The organism is Collimonas sp. (assembly GCF_035566375.1).
GTDB lineage: Bacteria > Pseudomonadota > Gammaproteobacteria > Burkholderiales > Burkholderiaceae_D > Collimonas.
In genome coordinates this window covers 130,414-149,384 of the sequence record NZ_DATMRK010000047.1, presented here as the reverse complement: position 1 = coordinate 149,384, position 18,971 = coordinate 130,414, and the positions used below count along the sequence as shown (strand labels likewise).

14 protein-coding genes, 1 tRNA gene and 1 pseudogene are annotated in these 18,971 nt (G+C 53.5%); 9 read left to right on the top strand and 7 right to left on the bottom strand.

The window, feature by feature from the left end:
• Positions 1-39: 39 nt before the first annotated feature.
• Genes ybeY through VNZ60_RS15530 form a run of 4 tightly spaced genes read right to left on the bottom strand, consistent with a single transcriptional unit; the run spans position 40 to position 3,425 of the window.
• Positions 40-519 (bottom strand): rRNA maturation RNase YbeY, encoded by a 480-nt coding sequence (gene ybeY, locus VNZ60_RS15545; protein WP_325660641.1) that lies wholly within the window; start codon positions 517-519, stop codon positions 40-42.
• Positions 503-1,669 carry a PhoH family protein gene (locus VNZ60_RS15540; protein ID WP_325660639.1) on the bottom strand — a complete coding sequence of 389 codons (1,167 nt, stop codon included), beginning with the start codon at positions 1,667-1,669 and terminating at the stop codon, positions 503-505. Before VNZ60_RS15540 ends, ybeY begins: the two co-directional genes overlap by 17 nt.
• Before the next feature lie 39 nt (positions 1,670-1,708).
• Positions 1,709-3,049 carry a tRNA (N6-isopentenyl adenosine(37)-C2)-methylthiotransferase MiaB gene (gene miaB / locus VNZ60_RS15535; protein WP_325660637.1) on the bottom strand — a complete coding sequence of 447 codons (1,341 nt, stop codon included), beginning with the start codon at positions 3,047-3,049 and terminating at the stop codon, positions 1,709-1,711.
• A gap of 25 nt (positions 3,050-3,074) precedes the next feature.
• Positions 3,075-3,425 carry a hypothetical protein gene (locus VNZ60_RS15530; RefSeq protein ID WP_325660635.1) on the bottom strand — a complete coding sequence of 117 codons (351 nt, stop codon included), beginning with the start codon at positions 3,423-3,425 and terminating at the stop codon, positions 3,075-3,077.
• A 682-nt stretch (positions 3,426-4,107) separates the two neighbouring features.
• Between VNZ60_RS15530 and VNZ60_RS25265 the strand changes: the two genes are divergently transcribed.
• The 9 genes and pseudogenes from VNZ60_RS25265 to VNZ60_RS15490 all read left to right on the top strand — a co-directional run bounded on the left by VNZ60_RS25265 (position 4,108) and on the right by VNZ60_RS15490 (position 15,373).
• Positions 4,108-4,665 carry a GspH/FimT family pseudopilin gene (locus tag VNZ60_RS25265; protein WP_414648856.1) on the top strand — a complete coding sequence of 186 codons (558 nt, stop codon included), beginning with the start codon at positions 4,108-4,110 and terminating at the stop codon, positions 4,663-4,665.
• 14 nt (positions 4,666-4,679) lie between these two features.
• Positions 4,680-5,231, top strand: coding sequence for a type IV pilus modification protein PilV (pilV, locus tag VNZ60_RS15525; RefSeq protein ID WP_325660633.1), 552 nt, complete (start codon positions 4,680-4,682; stop codon positions 5,229-5,231).
• On the top strand, positions 5,228-6,157 hold the full coding sequence (locus VNZ60_RS15520) for a PilW family protein (protein WP_325660631.1): 930 nt from the start codon (positions 5,228-5,230) through the stop codon (positions 6,155-6,157). Before pilV ends, VNZ60_RS15520 begins: the two co-directional genes overlap by 4 nt.
• A gap of 15 nt (positions 6,158-6,172) precedes the next feature.
• On the top strand, positions 6,173-6,754 hold the full coding sequence (locus VNZ60_RS15515; RefSeq protein WP_325660629.1) for a pilus assembly PilX family protein: 582 nt from the start codon (positions 6,173-6,175) through the stop codon (positions 6,752-6,754).
• Positions 6,755-6,791: 37 nt separating this feature from the next.
• Positions 6,792-11,618 carry a pilus assembly protein gene (locus tag VNZ60_RS15510; RefSeq protein ID WP_325660628.1) on the top strand — a complete coding sequence of 1,609 codons (4,827 nt, stop codon included), beginning with the start codon at positions 6,792-6,794 and terminating at the stop codon, positions 11,616-11,618.
• A gap of 8 nt (positions 11,619-11,626) precedes the next feature.
• A complete protein-coding gene (locus VNZ60_RS15505; RefSeq protein ID WP_325660626.1) occupies positions 11,627-12,061 on the top strand; it encodes a type IV pilin protein in 435 nt (144 codons plus the stop codon).
• A 521-nt stretch (positions 12,062-12,582) separates the two neighbouring features.
• The gene (locus VNZ60_RS15500) at positions 12,583-13,203 is read left to right on the top strand and encodes an energy transducer TonB (protein ID WP_325660624.1); all 621 of its coding nucleotides are present in this window, start codon (positions 12,583-12,585) and stop codon (positions 13,201-13,203) included.
• 481 nt (positions 13,204-13,684) lie between these two features.
• Positions 13,685-14,860 (top strand): annotated as a pseudogene (locus tag VNZ60_RS15495) (IS3 family transposase).
• Positions 14,861-15,154: 294 nt separating this feature from the next.
• Positions 15,155-15,373, top strand: coding sequence for a dodecin (locus VNZ60_RS15490; protein WP_325660622.1), 219 nt, complete (start codon positions 15,155-15,157; stop codon positions 15,371-15,373).
• A 554-nt stretch (positions 15,374-15,927) separates the two neighbouring features.
• Here the strand turns inward: VNZ60_RS15490 and VNZ60_RS15485 are convergent.
• From VNZ60_RS15485 to mutL, 3 genes are all read right to left on the bottom strand, one after another.
• Positions 15,928-16,004, bottom strand: a tRNA-Met gene (locus VNZ60_RS15485).
• An 86-nt stretch (positions 16,005-16,090) separates the two neighbouring features.
• On the bottom strand, positions 16,091-17,077 hold the full coding sequence (gene miaA, locus VNZ60_RS15480) for a tRNA (adenosine(37)-N6)-dimethylallyltransferase MiaA (protein WP_325660620.1): 987 nt from the start codon (positions 17,075-17,077) through the stop codon (positions 16,091-16,093).
• A gap of 26 nt (positions 17,078-17,103) precedes the next feature.
• Entirely contained in the window at positions 17,104-18,957 is a 1,854-nt protein-coding gene (gene mutL / locus VNZ60_RS15475; protein WP_325660618.1) for a DNA mismatch repair endonuclease MutL, read from the bottom strand.
• Between the last annotated feature and the right edge of the window lie 14 nt (positions 18,958-18,971).

Sequence of the window (18,971 nt, the reverse complement as noted above, 5' to 3'; positions counted from 1 at the left end):
AAAACGCCGCAGAGGCGGCGTTTCATTGGAGGCGAGAAATTATCGATCGGCGTAGGGATTGGGCCAGCCGAGCTTGCCTAATATTTCTATTTCCAGGCTTTCCATTTCGGTCGCTTCTTCATCGTCTTCATGGTCATAACCTTGTGCATGCAGGACCCCGTGCACCACCAGATGCGCGGCATGTTCCACCACGCTCTTGCCCTGTTCCCCAGCCTCGCGTTGCAAGACGTCGGTGCAGAGGATGATGTCGGCTTGGGTCACGCCACCTTCTACGCCGTCATCTTCTTCAGCCTCGTCTTCAGAGTAAGCAAAGGTCAGCACATTGGTGGCGTAATCCTTGCCGCGATAGTCGCGGTTCAGGGCGCGGCCTTCGTCGGCGTCGACAAAACGAATCGTCAGTTCCGCCGGCGCCAGCAAAGCCGCCTGCACCCAGCGTCGCAATTGTGGGCGCGGCACACTGTCTTGCAGGCGTGCATCGGGATATTGCACTGATAAGGAAAGTTTATTTTTTGGCGGCATGGCGGCTGCGAGCGGTTTTGGTAATTCCGGTTGGCACTGGCATGGCGGCAGCGGCTGGCGGCGTGGCGGCTTCGATCACGCCATGCGTGGATGCGACCGGCGCCGCTTGCAATGCGGTTTCGTAGGCGTCGACAATGCGCGCTACCAGGGGGTGACGCACCACGTCGCTGCTGTTGAAGCGGGTGAAGGCGATGCCGCGCACATCTTTCAGGATATTCACGGCGTCGATCAAGCCGCTCTTCTGGCCGCGTTGCAGGTCGATCTGGGTGACGTCGCCGGTGACTACGGCTTTGCTGCCGAAGCCGATCCGGGTCAGGAACATTTTCATCTGTTCCGGCGTGGTGTTTTGCGCTTCGTCCAAAATGATGAAAGCGTGGTTCAGCGTGCGGCCGCGCATATACGCCAGCGGCGCGATTTCGATCGCCTGCTTTTCAAACATTTTCTGGGTGCGGTCAAAGCCTAGCAAGTCATACAGCGCGTCATACAGAGGGCGCAGATAGGGATCGACTTTTTGCGCCAGATCGCCGGGCAGGAAACCCAGGCGCTCGCCAGCTTCAACCGCCGGCCGCGTCAGCACGATGCGCTTGACCGCATCGCGTTCCAGCGCGTCAACCGCGCAGGCGACTGCCAGGTAGGTCTTGCCGGTGCCGGCCGGACCGATGCCTAGCGTCACGTCGTGTTCCAGAATCGAGCGGATATATTGGCTTTGATGCGGAGTGCGGCCGCGCAGATCGCTACGCCGGGTTTTCAGGACCGGGCTTTCGATATCGCTCTCGGTCAGCTCGGCGTCGGCTGGATCGATCCCCGTTTCATCGCCGCTTTCGCCGTCGACCTTACCGTTGCTTTTGCTGGTTTTTGTTTTCTTTCCCAAGCCTAGCCTGGCCCTTTGCTCGACTAGAGCCAGCTGGATTTCATCCACCGAAATCACTTTATTGGCGATGGCATAAAACTGATCGAGTATTTCTACGGCGCGTTCGGCATTGCTGCCGGCGGCGATAAATCTGTCGCCACGGCGGAATAGCGACACATCCAGTGCAGCAGAAATCTGCCGCAGGTTTTCATCCAGCGGGCCGCACAGATGCGCCAGCCGCGTATTGTCTAGAGGCTCGGGAATGAAGTAGTGCGGCTGGGTAGGAGTTTTAGTTTTCAAGCTGTGGTTTGTTTATCTTGTTTGAGCGGTTGGTGAGCGTTATTCTGCCAGTGCGATTTCGCCACGCAAAGTATAGGTGTAGGTCTCGGTAATCTTGACGTCTATCAATTGGCCGATCAGGCGCGCACCGTTTGGGCCGGCGGCGAAGTTGACCACTCGGTTGTTCTCGCTCCGGCCTTGGAATTCGGCCGGATTTTTCTTGGACGGACCTTCGACCAGGATGCGCTGCACGGTGCCGACCATGGCAGCGCTGATCTTGCCGATATTTTCTTCCACCACCGCTTGCAACTGCTGCAAGCGCTTCAGCTTGACTTCATGCGGCGTGTCGTCTTGCAGATTGGCCGCCGGCGTTCCCGGGCGCGGGCTGAAGATGAAACTGAAGCTGTTGTCGTAACCGATGTCGGTAATCAGTTTCATCAGCGCTTCGAAATCGGCATCGGTCTCGCCTGGAAAGCCGACGATGAAGTCGCTCGAAATGGTGATGTTGGGACGCACCTGGCGCAAGCGCCGGATCACCGATTTGTATTCCAGCACGGTATAACCGCGTTTCATGGCTGACAAAATGCGGTCCGAACCGTGCTGCGCCGGCAGGTATAAATGATCGACCAGCTTTGGCACCTTGGCGTAGGTGTCGATCAAACGTTGCGTGAATTCTTTCGGATGGCTGGTGACAAAACGAATCCGTTCGATGCCGGGGATCTCGGCGATGTACTCGATCAGCAAGGCAAAGTCGGCGATTTCGCCATCCGCCATGGCGCCGCGGAAGGCGTTGACGTTTTGCCCCAGCAAGGTGATTTCCTTGACGCCTTGCTCGGCCAGTCCCGCCACTTCGGTCAGCACATCTTCAAAGCGGCGCGAGACTTCTTCGCCGCGGGTGTAAGGCACCACGCAGTAGCTGCAATATTTGCTGCAACCTTCCATGATCGAGACGAATGCGGTCACACCGTCGACCTTGGCCGGCGGCATGTGATCGAATTTCTCGATTTCAGGAAAACTGATGTCGACCTGTGAATGGCCGGTGGCGCGCCGCTGGCTGATCATCTCCGGCAAGCGGTGCAGGGTTTGCGGGCCGAATACCATGTCGACATACGGCGCCCGCTTGACGATCGCCGCACCTTCTTGCGAAGCCACGCAACCGCCAACGCCGATCAACAGATCGGGATTGTTGCGCTTCAGTTCACGCAGGCGGCCCAGATCGGAAAACACTTTTTCCTGCGCCTTTTCGCGCACCGAACAGGTATTCAACAGAATCACGTCGGCGTCTTCCGGGCGATCGGTCTTGATCAAGCCATCGGAGGCGTTCAAGACATCGGCCATCTTGTCCGAGTCGTACTCGTTCATCTGACAACCGAAGGTCTTGATGAATACTTTCTTTTGCATCGTTTTTTCCATGACTGCTTCTTCACTACCGTTTCAGGCTATTGCGCTGCGCATCGACTTTCTGGCCGACTTCGTCGGAAGTCAGGATCCAGACGCGGTCGATATCGCCCTGGACATTCAAGGTGTAATTCACCACATAAGTATCGCTGCCCAGCGAGTTGGGAGTCTGGGTCAGTTGCTGGGTATTCCAGATCCGCGAGCCCGGCGACAGCCGCAGCGCGTTGCCGTTGATCGTGACGTTCGGATAGTCGGTGACGATCAATTTGCCGCGCAGGGTCGAGGCGGGGAAATCGCGGTCGATTGCCATTGCGGAGAATGTAAGGGTTGCAAACAGAAAGATCGTTAACAGGCGTAATAGACGGGTTGTTACCGACATAACAAACTCCATTAGATGAAAACCATGCAGTTTCTATGCATGAAGTTGAGCAAGGACTGTATATACGGATGGTACAAGGCGGCCAATAATTGTCGGCTCGCGGAAGCGTCATGCGTTTGTGGCTGCAGTGCTGAGCCGTATTCCGCATGACTCTCGGCCCATCGCGGGCAGCGCGGATTATAGCATTTGCCATTCAGCCAGACGTATTGTGTTTTAAGCCCTTATGAATCAATAGCTGGCCTTGCTAATTAAACTTGCTAAGTTGGAAATTGAAAATGGATAAGCGGTATATCCGCGACGATGGACGGGATCCAAAATGGTTACCTTGTGGAAACGCCTTGCCTATAATATCGGAAGAATTTCACTGTGGAAAATAATGTGAAATAAGTATCGATACCAAATGGAAAAAGAGCACTGTTAATGTTATTCGGGTAATAGGGTCACGTCTTCGAATCTGAGCCTTGCAAGCGGTTACTTTGAAGCGATAGGTGCATTAATAAAGAAAATTCCATGTGCAACAGATGTTGAGTTCGGCCGACTGAAGTTGCGGCGCTTTTCCATGAAGGCAGCTATAGCAATATGGAAATTTATGTTGCTCCAATTTTTCTGTATGTCAAATTTTTAATTTATTTCGGTTTGCCTTGCGGGGTAACCTTTTTACGCATCTGATGCCTCTTGCAAAATGACAAATAAATTAATTTTACGAAGATATGTTACAGGGTTCACTCTCCTGGAGTTAATCGTCACGATAACAATAGCCGCTATCCTCGCAGCTATCGCTGCACCGAATCTTGTGTCCTTCATTAGTAGCAACAGATTAACTTCGCAAGCAAATGATTTGGTGGCAGATGCGCGACTTGCGCGCAGTGAGGCTGGTGCACGCGGGCAATGGGTCGTCATCTGCCCAAGCACCGACGGCACCAGTTGCACTAATACTGTCACCACATGGCCGCAAGGTCGTGTCGTATTTGTCGATGCAAATCGCAACGGTGTCCTGGATGCTGGGGAAGTGGTACTCAAGTATACGCCTGCACTGTCCGGCAGCACTGCAGTGACCGCCAGCGGTTTCGGTGGTGTGGCGCCCATCACATTTAATCCCTATGGCGGGCTGATGCCATTAGGGACGTCGGGTAATTTTTTGCTCTGTCCTCCGTCATCCGCGTCGTCGAAAAACGGACGGCAAATTGCGATAGGTGCCAGCGGAAGACCTTTGGTGACCAGGGTGTCAACATGCCCGTAAATGTGAGTAAGCCAATGAAGACCAGACCCTATATCAACATTAAAAATTACGGCCTCTCGCTAATTGAGGTGCTCGTAACAATTGTCGTTATTTCACTCGGCATGTTCAGCATGCTGGGGGTTTTCATGAATGGCCTCAAGCTTGGGTCGTCTTCGAATTACAGGACTATCGCAGCGGAGCAGGCCTACGCGATGGCGGAAACGTTGCGGGCGAATCCGTCGACATTGGGAACATCTGGTTCCGATGCTGTGTTCTCCAGTCCTTCGGCAAGTGTTGTAACCAATTGCATACAGGCAAACGGGTGCGGGCGGACAGATTTTGTCAGTACAGCATTTGGGATGTGGCAGCAAGGTTTGGCGACCGTCCTGCAACAAGGAACCGGCACGGTATGTCGGGACGATAATCCCGTCGGAAACTCTCCAGACACGACGACCACGCCACCGACCTGGAATTGCAGTGGAAAAGGACAATACGTGATCAAGATTTGCTGGAATGAGTCGCGAATTGGGGCGTCGCAACAAGCCTTAAGCACCAGCGGATTCCTCTGTCAGTGGACGAACATATGAGCATGAAGATGCAGCGCGGGATGTCACTCATCGAGTTAATGATCGCGATTGCGATTGGCTTGGTGATTATGTTAGCGATGACTCAGGTATACATGAGTGGTTACGGTGTGCAAAGGGCGCAAACGGACACAGCGCAACTTAACGAAACGGCGCGTTTCTCATTCGATCTGCTTTCCCGGGAATTGAAAAAATCCGGATACCGTAATGCATGGGCAGTCGGAAGTTCTACGCCTGCTCCCCTTTGCGCGGCGACGTCCGCCAATTTAGGTTCACTGTCAGGTCTGAACGATCCGACAAAGGTCAATCCGGCTTCCTCAGATTTCACCGGGGGAACACAGGTAGCAGTTGCTAATTTGAGCGACGTATTGAGAGTGCGCTTCTACGGTGAGTCATTCACCAAAAACGGGGCCACTATCGCTTCTTCTACTGCTGCCACAGCCGCTATGCTTGATTGCCAGGGTTATCCGGTGGCGCAAAATCAACTTGTGGAAGATACGTTGTATGTGGCAAAAGATCCCAACAACAACAATGAGCCCACACTTTTTTGCAATACCAGCAATCCAACGCCGGTAGTAGGGACCACACATCCTGGTCCAATGGCCTTGGTATCAGGTGTGGAGAGTATGCAATTGTTGTACGGTGAAGATACCGATGCCGATGGTATTGTCAATCAGTATGTTCCGTGGAACAAGGTTGTCAATTCTGACCATATTCTCAGTGTAAAGGTATCGATCGTCGCGCGCAGCCCGAACGCCGTCGGCGTCGCGTCACCTACGACAGCCTTCCAGCATTTCAATGCGCAATACCCAGCTTCTGGCAATTCTGATCTTGGCGCAGTGTTTACTCCTCCAGTCCCAACCGATAACCGAATTCGACAGATGCTTTCTACCGAAATAGCTGTTCGAAATTTCAACAGCTGCCCATAGAAAGGTGTGGATAGAATGCATTCACGCACTATCAATTTCAGTAAGAGCAAACAGCGGCAGCGTGGGACCGTCCTGATCACGGCTGTCATTTTTATGATTGTGCTGATGTTGCTCGGCATTAGTTTGGTCGGTTCCACCAGTTCGGATGAAAAAATGGCCCGGAATGCCCGTGATGCCGATGTGGCTTTTGCTGCTGCAGAGGCCGCGTTGCGCGATGCCGAGTTACAAATTACCGGGGCTTATCAATGGCCCTACAAGCCGGTCAGCCTTTATTTGTTCGATACCTCTTGCTCTAACGGTTTGTGCGACTCTACCAGCGCACCGCCAGCCACGCAGATTGATTTACTCGATTTTTTTGGAGCCTCTGCACCAGGCTCCAATAGTGTAGCAATTGGCACAGCCACAACGTCGCCCGCCATTGCCAATGTTCTCGATCAACCTCGATACCTGATTGAGCTGGTCTGCTCATCATTGGGAACGCAGACAGGTTCAACTTGCGGCAAGGTATTCAGAATTACCGCGCAGGCACACGGCCGCCTGCCAAATACCAAAGTGGTTCTGCAAGAAATCTATTTGCCATCCGATTTTGTAAATTAGTCTGCCCAGCCCGGCATCCATGATTTGGAGTATCACATTGAAAACCTATCGAAACCTTATTTTATGGCTCTGTTTTGTGCTGCTGTTTCCGTCAGCTGTTTTTGCTGGGACGCTCGCGGACACGCCTCTCAGCCTTAAAGGCGGGGTGCCACCCAATGTGATATTTGCTTTATCGGTCGAATATCCGACCGCCAATACGGCGGCATATCAGGGGGCTAGCAATTATTCTGCCAATTCTCAGTATCTCGGGTATTTCGATTCTGAGAAGTGTTACGGCTATGATGCGACGAACGGCTGGTTCGCGCCGACTGGCGTTGCCACAAGTCATGTTTGTTCAAGCTGGAGCGGGAATTTCCTGAACTGGGTAAGCATGACCGGGCTGGATGAATTCCGTTTCGCGATGACCGGAGGAAATCGCGTCCAGGATACCGCCACATTGACCGTGCTGGAACGCAGCTATCAAAGCGGGCAGGGTGGCACCGGCAACTTCCCTGACAAAACATTTACCGAGGATGGCAATACCACGCCCTATCCGTCAGGAGCGGCGTTGACCATCAAAAATCAAGGGAATGGATCGAAGATGGTGGTCTATCCAAGTGGATCTGACGTAGCCAATTGCAGCGGACCGACGCTGAACGGCACAACGTTCGGTTGCGCTACGATTGCTCTGAAATCGGATGGAAGCAGTGGTACTTGTACTGCATGGTCCGGCAACGGCACGTCGGGTTCGCCTTACACCTGCACCACGTTCGCATTTGCCAATGGACTCACGGTGAGTAGTGTGGCGCCGGGAACAACTTCGACTGCCACTGTTGCCAGCACATCAAACACTCTTGTAACTTGTACCAGCCCGCAGATTTACAGTGGTTCCATGGATTGCGCTTTGACATTGCCGAATGGTGACACCGGTAGCTGCGCGAGTTGGACAGGCAGCGGTACGAGTTCTTCGCCTTATAGCTGCGCAACCTTCGGTGTTTTTTCTGGCCAAGAAAACTTCTTCCCTGGTGGCGGTGCGAACACAGTTTCAAATTTTGTTACGACCGTCATTGGTGCTCAAATAACGGAAACTCCATCAAATTGCCAGGTAAATTCAGGCAGTCCGGTCACGGTCACTTGCACGCTGGCGAACAAAGATGTAGCAACTTGCAACTCCTTTAACAAAGGGAGCAGTCCGCGAACCTGTTCCGGGTTTAGCTTTTCGAGCAGCAGTGAAGTCTATGTCGACTCGTCACCAGGGAGTGGGACGACCAAAATAGGGAAAACTTCCTACTACAATAGTTACAGTATTACTTACACCCCACAAACAACAGCCTCTGTTTATTATGTTTCGTCCTATCCTGGCAGCATATCAACCACATCAGGATACTATTACACCTCTTCATACAATATTGGCTTTGGTAGCACGCAGTCCTATAACGTCCGGGTTAAAGTTTGCGACTCAACAATCGGACTAGAACGCAACTGTAAGCAATTCGGCAGCGCATGGAAGCCTACTGGTGCCATACAGGAAAATGGCGACAAGATGCGATTCGGGGTGATGTCCTATTTTCAAGCCAATGATATTGATAATGCTGTGATGCGTTCCAAGTTGAAATACGTTGCTCCGCAGAAATACTCGCCTGCCGGAGGCACAATTGCCAATGGCAATGCGGAATGGTCTGCAACTAACGGAACGCTAATCCAGAATCCAGATTCCGGCGATGCGGCAACAGCGAATTCATACATTGGTGCCGCCACCAACACCGGTGTTATCAATTACATCAACAAATTCGGTAGTTCATCGCATACCTATAAAACCTACGATGACATCGGCAAGTTGTATTACGAGTCGTTAAAATATTTACGGGGGGGTAAGCAGCCGACCACGGATTTTTACAACGGAGCGACATCAGCTAACAGCGATGGTTTTCCGGTGATCAAACAATGGGACGATCCTGTACTGTATTCCTGCCAGAAGAACTACATCATCACAATGGGTGACTCACACACCTGGTGTGACAAGCGTTTACCGGGTGGCACTTATGCTACAGACAGTACCGGCGCATGCCAGGCTTATACCGATGCAAATGGCAATGCACATCTCAAGGACACCGGGTCGCTGAGTGGTGATACTGGCGTCAATGTGACGACGGTGACAAATGCGGTCGGTGCTCTTGAAGGTATGAGTAATCTTGCCACTACCGTTACGGGTGCTGGCAGCTCCGCCAGCTATGACATTGGCGGCTTGGCCTACTGGGCGGCCAGCCACAATATCAGGCCAGATTTAGTCGGGATGCAGACCGTCCAGAGCATGGTAATTGATGTACAGGAAAATCAGGATTGCGCTTACCGGTCGCAGTTCTGGCTGGCCAGCAAGTATGGGAACCCGGCATCCTATGACGCAAATGGAAACTGGCTCGCCAGTAATAATCCGGCCATGAGCACGATCCTGCAACCAACTTGCAGTTCACGCCCCGCACCGGTCGTAAGCGGCAACGTCAGTTGGCCGAAAAATTTGCTGAACGCAGGCAATCCCCCTGCGATGATTGCTTCGGTGCAAGGTGCTATCGCAACAATTGCGGCGCAAATTGGTGATGAGGCAGCGCTGGCGCAATCCGCGGGCTCCTTGGATACCGGTACCGGCGCATATCTCTATCGCGCAATTTACAATTCGGGTGGCTGGACGGGTGATGTGCAGGCGTTGAGCATCGATACCAGCGGAACCATCGGTGCCACCCCAGCATGGACTGCATCGAGCAAGTTACCTTCGGCAACTGCCCGCTCGATCTTTACCTTCAACGACGGTTTGAAACCGGACGGAACCACTGAGTCCACTACAAACGCCCGCACGGGCGTAGCCTTCGACCCGGCTAACTTGACGACGAATTTATCTACCGGGGAGCAAGCATTTCTGAACAAAGACGAGTTCGGGACTGTTGATGGATTGGCCGTCGACCGCGTCAACTGGCTGCGCGGTGACCAGTCCAAGGAAGCGAATTCACCCGGTACCACCACACCCAACCCCAACGCTAATAATGGATGGCGCTCCCGTTCTTCCGTGCTGGGCGACATCATTAATTCGAAACCGGTCTTCGTGGGTGCGCCAACTTTCTTGTCCGGTGCAGGCTTTTCGACCTTTGCTCAGACTAACGCCAATCGCAAACCGGCAGTCTATGTCGGCGGCAATGATGGCATGCTGCATGCGTACGACGCGTCGTTCACGACTGGAACCGATGGCAACCCGGTCGTCACTTCCACCAGCGGCGCGGAACTGTTTGCCTATGTACCGAGCGCCAATTATCAAAAGCTGAGTCAATTAATGTCGCCGAATTACAGCCACAAGTATTTCGTCGACGGCAGTCCTGTTGTCGGCGACGCTAATTTCACCACCGGTGGCTGGAAAACAATGCTGGTCGGCGGCATGAACGCCGGTGGTCAAGGTATGTATGCGCTGGACGTCACGGATCCAACTGCATTTGACGCTTCGAAAGTGTTATGGGAATTTACCGATAAAGACGATAGCGATCTCGGTTTTACTTTCAGTCAACCCATCATTCGCAAGTTGAATAATGGTAAATGGGCGGTTATTTTTGGCAGCGGCTATAACAACACCTACGCTGATGGCAGCGTCAGTACAACCGGACGCGCCTATCTTTATGTCCTGTACGTTGATGGCCCTGGCGCCGGGCAGCCATGGAAATTAAATACCAATTACTTCAAGGTCGCCTTGATCTCTCCCAATGAAGGCACACTGCCTCTGGCTCCGCCGAACGGATTGGGTTCGATCGCCGGCGTCGACCGGGATCAGAACGGCACAGTGGATATCGTCTACGCAGGCGATCGATTCGGCAATCTCTGGAAAATTGATGTGACAGATCCAACCAATCTGAAATCTTCGTTTGGCTCTGCAACGGCGCCGCAGCCACTATTCACTGCAGTCACTGCTGATACACCGGCCAAGGCACAGCAAATCACGACTGGCGTTGAAGTGGCAAGGCATCCGAACGGAGGATTCCTGGTCGTGTTCGGCACTGGATCATGGATAGATCAAACGGACGCGCAATCCCCTTTTAATACTGATACCTTTTATGGCATTTGGGATAAAGATGACGGCTCGACGACAGTGAGCAGTCGTTCCTCATTACAGCAGCAACGGATTATCACTTATATCGATAGCAGTGGAAACACATGTACTGCAGCTAGTCCAAACTGCTTTCCTATAATGTCGAACTGTCAGCCCAATTACTCAACTACAGCGCAAACCACGAGTGCAACGGTGCTGTGTCCGTCTGATCTTGTTGCCCCCGCAAACACCGGACAACAACTTGGTTGGTACCTGGATCTACCTGGCAGCGGTGAGCGAGTCCATTCATCTGTGCCAAAACTTTCAGGCTCAGTGCTGACGTTTACTACTCTTATGCCATCTACCGATCCTTGTTCAGGAAATACTGTCGGTCAAGAATATGACGTGAGCTTTTTGTCCGGTGGAGCACTTTCGCAACCCGTCTTTGTTTTCACGAACAATTCGAGTGGGCTAATTTCAACAACGATTGGCGGACAAGTTGTCTCGGTGCCGGCAGCCGGCCATGTAATCGCAGGTGGCGCGAGCGACAATCCTGTGACTTTTAATATCAAACAACCACCTGGCATCTCACTGCCGTCAGGCATGCCTACTCCGCCAACAGCAGCGTGTGCGGCCGGAACATGCCCGAACTACGTACCGGGGTGGGGTTTCATCATGAATTTGCAGGGGCCGACGTCAAGATTTAGCAAATACGTTTGGAGTTGTCACCCGCCACAATTCGGCAACGGGACACCCATTTGCGAAGCAAAAATTAAGTCAGGTCAATTCGGCAGGCTGGATTGGAAACAGATCAATCGTTAGGAGGATGAATGAAAAGACATGCCACGGGCTTTACCCTGATTGAGCTAATGATCACGATGGTAATCATCGCGATCCTTGCCGCAGTTGCAATTCCCTCCTATACGAACTATGTGAAAAGGGGAGCGCGGTCGGCGGCGGAGGGCGATATGCTGAATATGGCACAGACGCAGGAACGGTACTTTACAAACAATAGTACGTATGTTGCCGTAGCCGCTCCCCCCACAGCACCACTGGCCGGATTTCAGAATTATTCTGGCGGCAGCTCCGCTGCAAGAAAATACGACATCACGGTTGCTGCGGGCCCGACAGGATCGATCAGTACATCGTTTACGGTTAGTGCTACGCCGTCAAACGGCTATAGTGACACAACGTGCACTACCTTAACGCTTGATAGTACTGGTGCAAAAGGAAGTGCCAAAGGCAATGCATCACCTTGTTGGTAAGTGTATCGCCACAAAGATGTATCTTTCTTTGTAATTCGTTCGGAATGATGGCGTAGTGAATAGCGTACCCACGGTTTTTCGCAACAAGGAAAGTAGTAGGTGGCCAGCCACCGGGCCATATCTATATTGCGCTAATTGAGTCACGTTTTAATCGTAGACAATGTCCGTGGCGCGGACAAAGAACGTAGCTGCAACGGAGGAAAACTGCCCATATAGGCATTGAGAAAGGTTTGGGTTAGAACTCTTAATCCTGTCGAACGGGGAATGCACTATCGGGTAATTTAATAAGCTTCAAATGTCTGTTTTCACTGCGCACGAGTATTTTTTCCTTCGAATTCGCAGGCATCCATGTAACCCCTGCCTTCGGCCTCCGTGCGGGATGTTCCATAAAATTTGTGCATGTGGTTGCACAAGTTTATCAATATGAAGATTGCTGTTCATGTTAATTGCAAGTATCTGAATAGCGTGAGCTGCGCGCAATTTGGAAGAAACGTGTGTCGCAGCGGAACTGGAAGATTGTTGTGAACTGGGCAGGCTCGAGGGAAGATCAGCAGCAGGGCAATATTCGCGCGAAGGCTATCGTTGTCGTTTGCGCTTTTCTCTCAATATCTTTGCATGTGTTTACCTACTATTTTTTGATGCCGCCTACTCTGGCTATGAAAGGAGGCGGAAGCACAGACCGAAATAGCGCGATCGATAAAATCCCGCAATCGCTCGTGGTGCAGATACTAATGGATCGGACGAAGCCGGCAATTTCTCCGATAACCAATTCAATTCCGACTGAAATTGCAGAGACAAAAATAAGCACCTCTCAGGAAGCTGCAACTGAAAAAATAAATAATGATTCCGAGGGTTTATCTCTTCATCACTCGCTTCACGATCTGTCAAAGCAACCGGAACTTGTTGGGGGCGCTCCGAATTTTGTTGAGTTTCCACTAGAGAGAATGCCTTCGGGATCACTGTTGCTAAGATTGATTATTGATCGATTCGGTCATGTTAGTTCTGTGACTTCGTTGCGCTCAACTCTACCGCGAGAAATTGAAGGCCAAATTGTCATGCAATTTTATCGGGCAACTTATCGACCAGGAGAAATTGACGGGATTCCTGTTGATAGCGAAATGTACGTGTATGCACAGATTTAGAAATTATTGTTTCTCTGAGCTCTCCCTAGCCCGTACAGACGGCACTCAGATGGCTCTATTATAGAGATGGAATCTGCGATTTTCGAGCGCAGAAAACTTCCGAAGATGCCTTCCCGCCGCCTGCCAATGTGCAAGATTGTTCTTGTTGTTTGATAGTTCTTGTTTGTTATGGTGCGAGTAGAAAGCGCCATACATCTCAAGATCGGGAGATAGCAGACAACAACACCCCAGCCCCTGCAAACGCTCCCCCCGACAATTGATTTGTTTGTTGATTTACTGAGATGGACCCGACACCACCAATAGGATCAGACTAACGTTTCATCCAATTTACGTGTGGAGGTCTGTCATGGATATCGACATTCTCGGAATTGATTTGGCCAATTTGGTTGATCAGTATGCAGGTGGGGCTAGATTGAGCTTCCCCTGAAATTTCGTCTTCCACAGGTGACGTAAAATTGACGTTACTTTGGGAAGGCAAGAAATGAAGATTTCAAGAAGTTCATACACGGCGGAATTCAAGGAACTGGCAGTCAGACGGGTCAATGCCGGCGAATCCTTCGCGGCGACAGCCAAGGAACTTGGTCTAAGCGAACAAACGCTGCGCAACGGGGGCAAGGCCGCTAAGGCTGGCAGTTGAACGGCGCGGGTAGCAAGGTCGTGACACCGGAAGAGATGGAATTGTCGCGCTTACGCGCCGAGAATGCCAAGCTCAAGCGGGAGAACGAAATCATAAAAAAGGCAACGGCGTACTTCGCGAAGGATGTTCTGTGAAGTACGCCTGGATCGATGCGCAGACTAATCGATTCGCGCTGAGGGAAATGTGCGATACGCTCGACGTGAGCATCAGCGGTTACCGAGCCTGGAAGCGTGGCGGCACGCCCGATCGCAAGCGCCTGACGGCCGGCCGACGCTGGCCATGATCCGCGCCATCCACGCCGAGGTAAAAGGTGCTTATGGCAGTCCTCGGATGATCCGCGAGTTGCGGTGGCGGGGCTACACGGCGAGCAAGGGACGCGTGGAGCGGTTGATGCGAACGCACGGCATTCATGCGCGCCACAAGCGGCGCTACCGGGCTGCGACCGAATCGAAGCACGGTTTGCCAGTGGCGAGAAACCTGCTTGACCGCGATTTCGCGCCGGCGGCGCCGAATCAGGTTTGGACGGCGGACATCACCTACTTGTGGACCGATGAAGGCTGGCTGTACCTCGCCATCGTTCTGGATCTGTTCAATCGGGAAGTGATCGGCTGGTCGCTCAAGCCGCGCATGACGACTGAGTTGGTGGCAGACGCGCTGACGATGGCATGGTTTCGCCGACGTCCTGCGCCCGGCGTGCTGCATCATTCGGACCGCGGCAGCCAGTACGCCAGTCAGGCCTACCAGGACAAGTTGCGTGAGTTCGGTATGACGTGTTCGATGAGCCGCAAGGGAAATTGCTGGGACAATTCGCCGACTGAGAGCTGGTTCAACAGTTTCAAGAACGAACGCTACCATGGCCTGCGCTACACCACCCAGGCTGAAATGAGGGCGGCCAGCTTCGAATACATCGAGGTGTTTTACAATCGCAAGCGGCAGCATTCGACCCTCGGTTATAAATCGCCGCTCCAGTTTCTACAGCGCTGGATCAGTGAACAGAATCAGGAAAAACGAGCTGCATAGAAGTCGTCTGTTGGAAGACGAAAAACAGAGGGAACCTAAAATTCGGACCAACTTCTGCGACCTTCACGCATTCCCTGGCTAAAACAGGCCATCCTAGGCGCGCTGTATCACGCACCGGCGCAATATCGCTATTCAACGCCTCACCAGCCGGTGGGGCGTTTTTGTTCAAGCGGACCAGGCCAAGCTAAAAAAGTAGTCGTTGTTATGGTTGCGGATTGCTTTACTGCATGGCAGGAGTAAAGTGAACGGGCAGCAGTATCTTCCTTAAAACAGCAATTAACAAAGGAGATTCGTATGTCCGCACATACTTACAAGATAGTCGAACTGGTTGGATCGTCCGCGATCGGCACTGATGACGCAATCCATAACGCGATTTCCAAGGCGGCACTCACGGTAAAACACATGGACTGGTTTGAAGTCATTGGAACACGTGGGCATATAGCGGATGGTAAGGTGGCTCACTATCAGGTCACACTCAAGGTTGGTTTCAGACTTTTGGATGCCGCGTCCTGAGCGGGCGAAAATTCAAAAGCAAACAGTTTGAGGCCAGGTTATGTGGCGTCGACAAAAAAATAAGAAATCCTGATCAGTAATGCGTGAAGGGCCACCCTTTATCGCTGCGGCCAGATTTCAAAGCCCTGTAACTTCACCGGTTCGGGGCTTTTTGTATTTCGCTGATACAAATAATTGTAAAAGGGTATTGAAAATTGATTCAACGGCGCAATATCGGTTGAGTCTCCTCCAACTCTCCCTAAGTTTTGGATTTAGCCCGCAGCCGCAAGGTTGGCGGGCTTTTTTTTATCAAGCGCTGGGGGCCGGTAGAGTTGTGCTCGAACTAGAAAGGGCAATTTCATGTCCGACATCAAGGGGCCGCATAGAAAAACCGAAGCAAGCCGTCTGGACGGGGGGGGAATTTGTCGCACTCATTGGTGCTGTAGTAAGTGCAATAATCGCGCTGTTTTCTTTGTTGGTGTGATTTCATCAACGTTCAACAAACAAAAAACCCGCATCAGCACTAGGCTAGAGGCGGGTTTCTGTACGTTACCGGACTTCTTGAAACGTGTTCTTGGTGGTGATAGGTGGACTTGAACCACCGACCCCAGCATTATGAGTGCTGTGCTCTAACCAACTGAGCTATATCACCAATGAAGCCCTAAATTATGAAGCATTTCGCTAAATGCTGTCAAGAAAAACAGGTTTGCGATGCTTTTTAAGGGTAATTGTGTGGTGTTATCGCTGCTTAAGGGCCGCCGCTACAGTCTCCAACACTGACTCGGAAACATGATCGCCGATACAGTCAATCACGATCCGCTCCGGCATCGAGCGTAGCCAGGTCAACTGGCGTTTGGCCAGCTGACGGGTAGCGGCGATGCCTTTTTCACGCAATTCCTGGTAGCCGTACTGGCCATCCAGATATTCCCAGGTCTGGCGATAGCCGACGCAACGCATCGACGGCAGGCCGAGGTGCAGGTCGCCGCGGGCGCGCAGTTCTTCTACTTCCCGTATTAAGCCACCACTTTTTAAGCCGCCGCTTTGCAAATCCAGCATCAGATCGAAGCGCCGGGCGATCCGCTCATGCAATACGCTGCGGTCCGACGGTTCCAAGGCTATAGGCAGAATATCGAACGGCAATTCCGGCGCCGGCCGGTCAGTCAGCAGCGAGGACATGGTCTGGCCGCTTAGCTCGATGATTTCGAGGGCGCGCTGGATGCGCTGGCTGTCGTTTGGTTTCAGGCGGGCGGCGGTGATTGGATCCAGTTGCGCCAGCTTGGCGTGCATGCCGGGCACGCCGATCAGGGCAGCTTCCGCATCCAGCCGGGCGCGCAGTTGCGGATCGGCTTGCGGCAAGGCGTCGAGGCCGTCGCGCAGGGCCTTGAAATACAGCATGGTGCCGCCGACCATCAACACCAGCTTGCCGCGCGCATGGATATCAGCCGACAGGCGCAGTGCGTCGTCGCGGAATTGCATGGCCGAATACGATTGCGTCGGCTCCATGATGTCGATCAGGTGGTGCGGCGCTGCGGCCAGTTCGCTGCGGCTGGGCTTGGCGGTGCCGATGTCCATGCCGCGATACACCAGCGCTGAATCGACCGAGACGATTTCCGATGGAATACGGCGGGCGATTTCCAGCGCGGCGGCGGTTTTGCCAGAAGCGGTGGGCCCCATGATGGCGACCACCAGCGGTTTGGCTGTGGATGTTGCTGATTGTGATGACATGCTGCTGGTATTGTCCTCGTATTGTCCTATTGGCCGCGCAAGAATAATTTATCCAGGTCCGACAGCGCCAGCTGGCTCCAGGTAGGGCGACCATGATTGCACTGGTCGGCGCGTTCGGTGGCTTCCATTTGCCGTAGCAAGGCGTTCATTTCCGGCGCTGTCAGGCTGCGGTTGGCGCGCACTGCAGTGTGGCAGGCCAGGGTGCCAAGCAATTCATTGCGACGCTCGACCAGGACGCGCGAGCCGCCGAATTCGCGGACGTCGCGCAACACATCGCGCGCCAGCGTTTGCGCATCGGCATTTTTCAGCAGTGCCGGAACCGAGCGTACCGCCAGCGTGGTGGGCGAGATCGCGGCGATATCGAAACCCAGCGCTTGCAGGGTTTCTTGATTTTCTTCAGCGGTGCCGACTTCAACCGCGTCGGCAAAGAAGGTGACTGGGATCAGCAGCGGCTGCACTTGCATCGCGTCTTCATCCAATGCGCCTTTGAGTTGTTCGTACAGAATCCGTTCATGGGCGGCATGCATGTCGACCAGCACCAGGCCCTTGGTATTTTGCGCAAGGATGTAAATGCCGTGCAACTGGGCCAGTGCGAAGCCTAGCGGGAAGTCATCGCTCGGCAAGGTTTGATTGGCAAGTTGCGGGGTTGCAGGGTAGCTGGCAGCGCGTTCATTATCGGTAAACAATGCGCCGTAATTGGCGGTGCTTTGCGCCACGCCGTTGGTCGCGGGGGCAAATTGGGCGCCGAACGAGGTTTGCTGCTGCGGCACTTGCAGGCTGGGTTGCAGGATCGCCTGCAGATGTTCTTGCGAACCGCGAATCCACGGCATGCCGCTGCTGGGCGAGGCCAACGGCGCTGGCGTCGCGCCAAACGAGGTGGCGGAAGTTTGCGCCAGTGCGCGGCTCACCGCATGAAATACAAATTGGTGAACTGCCCGGCTGTCGCGGAAGCGCACTTCGATTTTCGACGGGTGCACATTGACGTCGACCAGCGCCGGGTCCAGGTCCAGTCCTAATACGTACGAAGGGTAGCGGTCGCCGTGCAGCACGTCCTGATAGGCGGCGCGCACCGCATGCACCAGCAATTTGTCGCGCACGAAGCGGCCGTTGACGTAGAAATACTGAGCGTCGGCGCGCGCCTTGGAGGCGGTCGGCAAGCCGACAAAACCATGCAGGCGCAGCGGTCCGGCGGCTTCATCCAGCGCCAGGCGGGCGTTGGCAAATTCGTTGCCTAGAATGCTGGCGCTGCGCTTGGCGATTTCAGTGATGTTCCAATGGTCGACGGTCTTGCCGTTATGCGTCAGCGAAAAAGACACGTCCGGCCGCGCCAGCGCTATGCGTCTTACTACTTCAGCGCAATGGCCGAATTCGGTCTGGTCCGATTTGAGGAACTTGCGCCTGGCCGGGGTATTGAAATACAGGTCCTGGACGTCGACGGTGGTGCCTTGGGCGCCGGATGACGGCGTCACGGCCAGCGTGCTGCCGTCGATTTCCGAGGCGTGACCGGCGTCGGCAGTGCGCGAGGTCAGGGTCAGTTGCGACACCGAGGCGATAGACGCCAGCGCTTCGCCGCGGAATCCTAGCGTGGCGACATTTTCCAGATCATGCAGCGAAGCGATTTTTGAAGTTGCATGACGCGCCAGCGCCAGCGGCAATTGTTCGGGTGCAATACCGCGGCCATTATCGGTGATGGCGATGCGTTTGACGCCGCCTTGTTCCAGCCGCACGGTGACCTGGGTGGCGCCGGCGTCCAGCGCATTTTCCAGCAATTCCTTGACCACGGCGGATGGCCGTTCGACCACCTCGCCTGCTGCAATTTGCGAAATCAGGTTGTCGGGCAGTTGCTGGATAGCGCGGATAGGGGAGAGCGGTGGATTCATGCCGCGATTATACC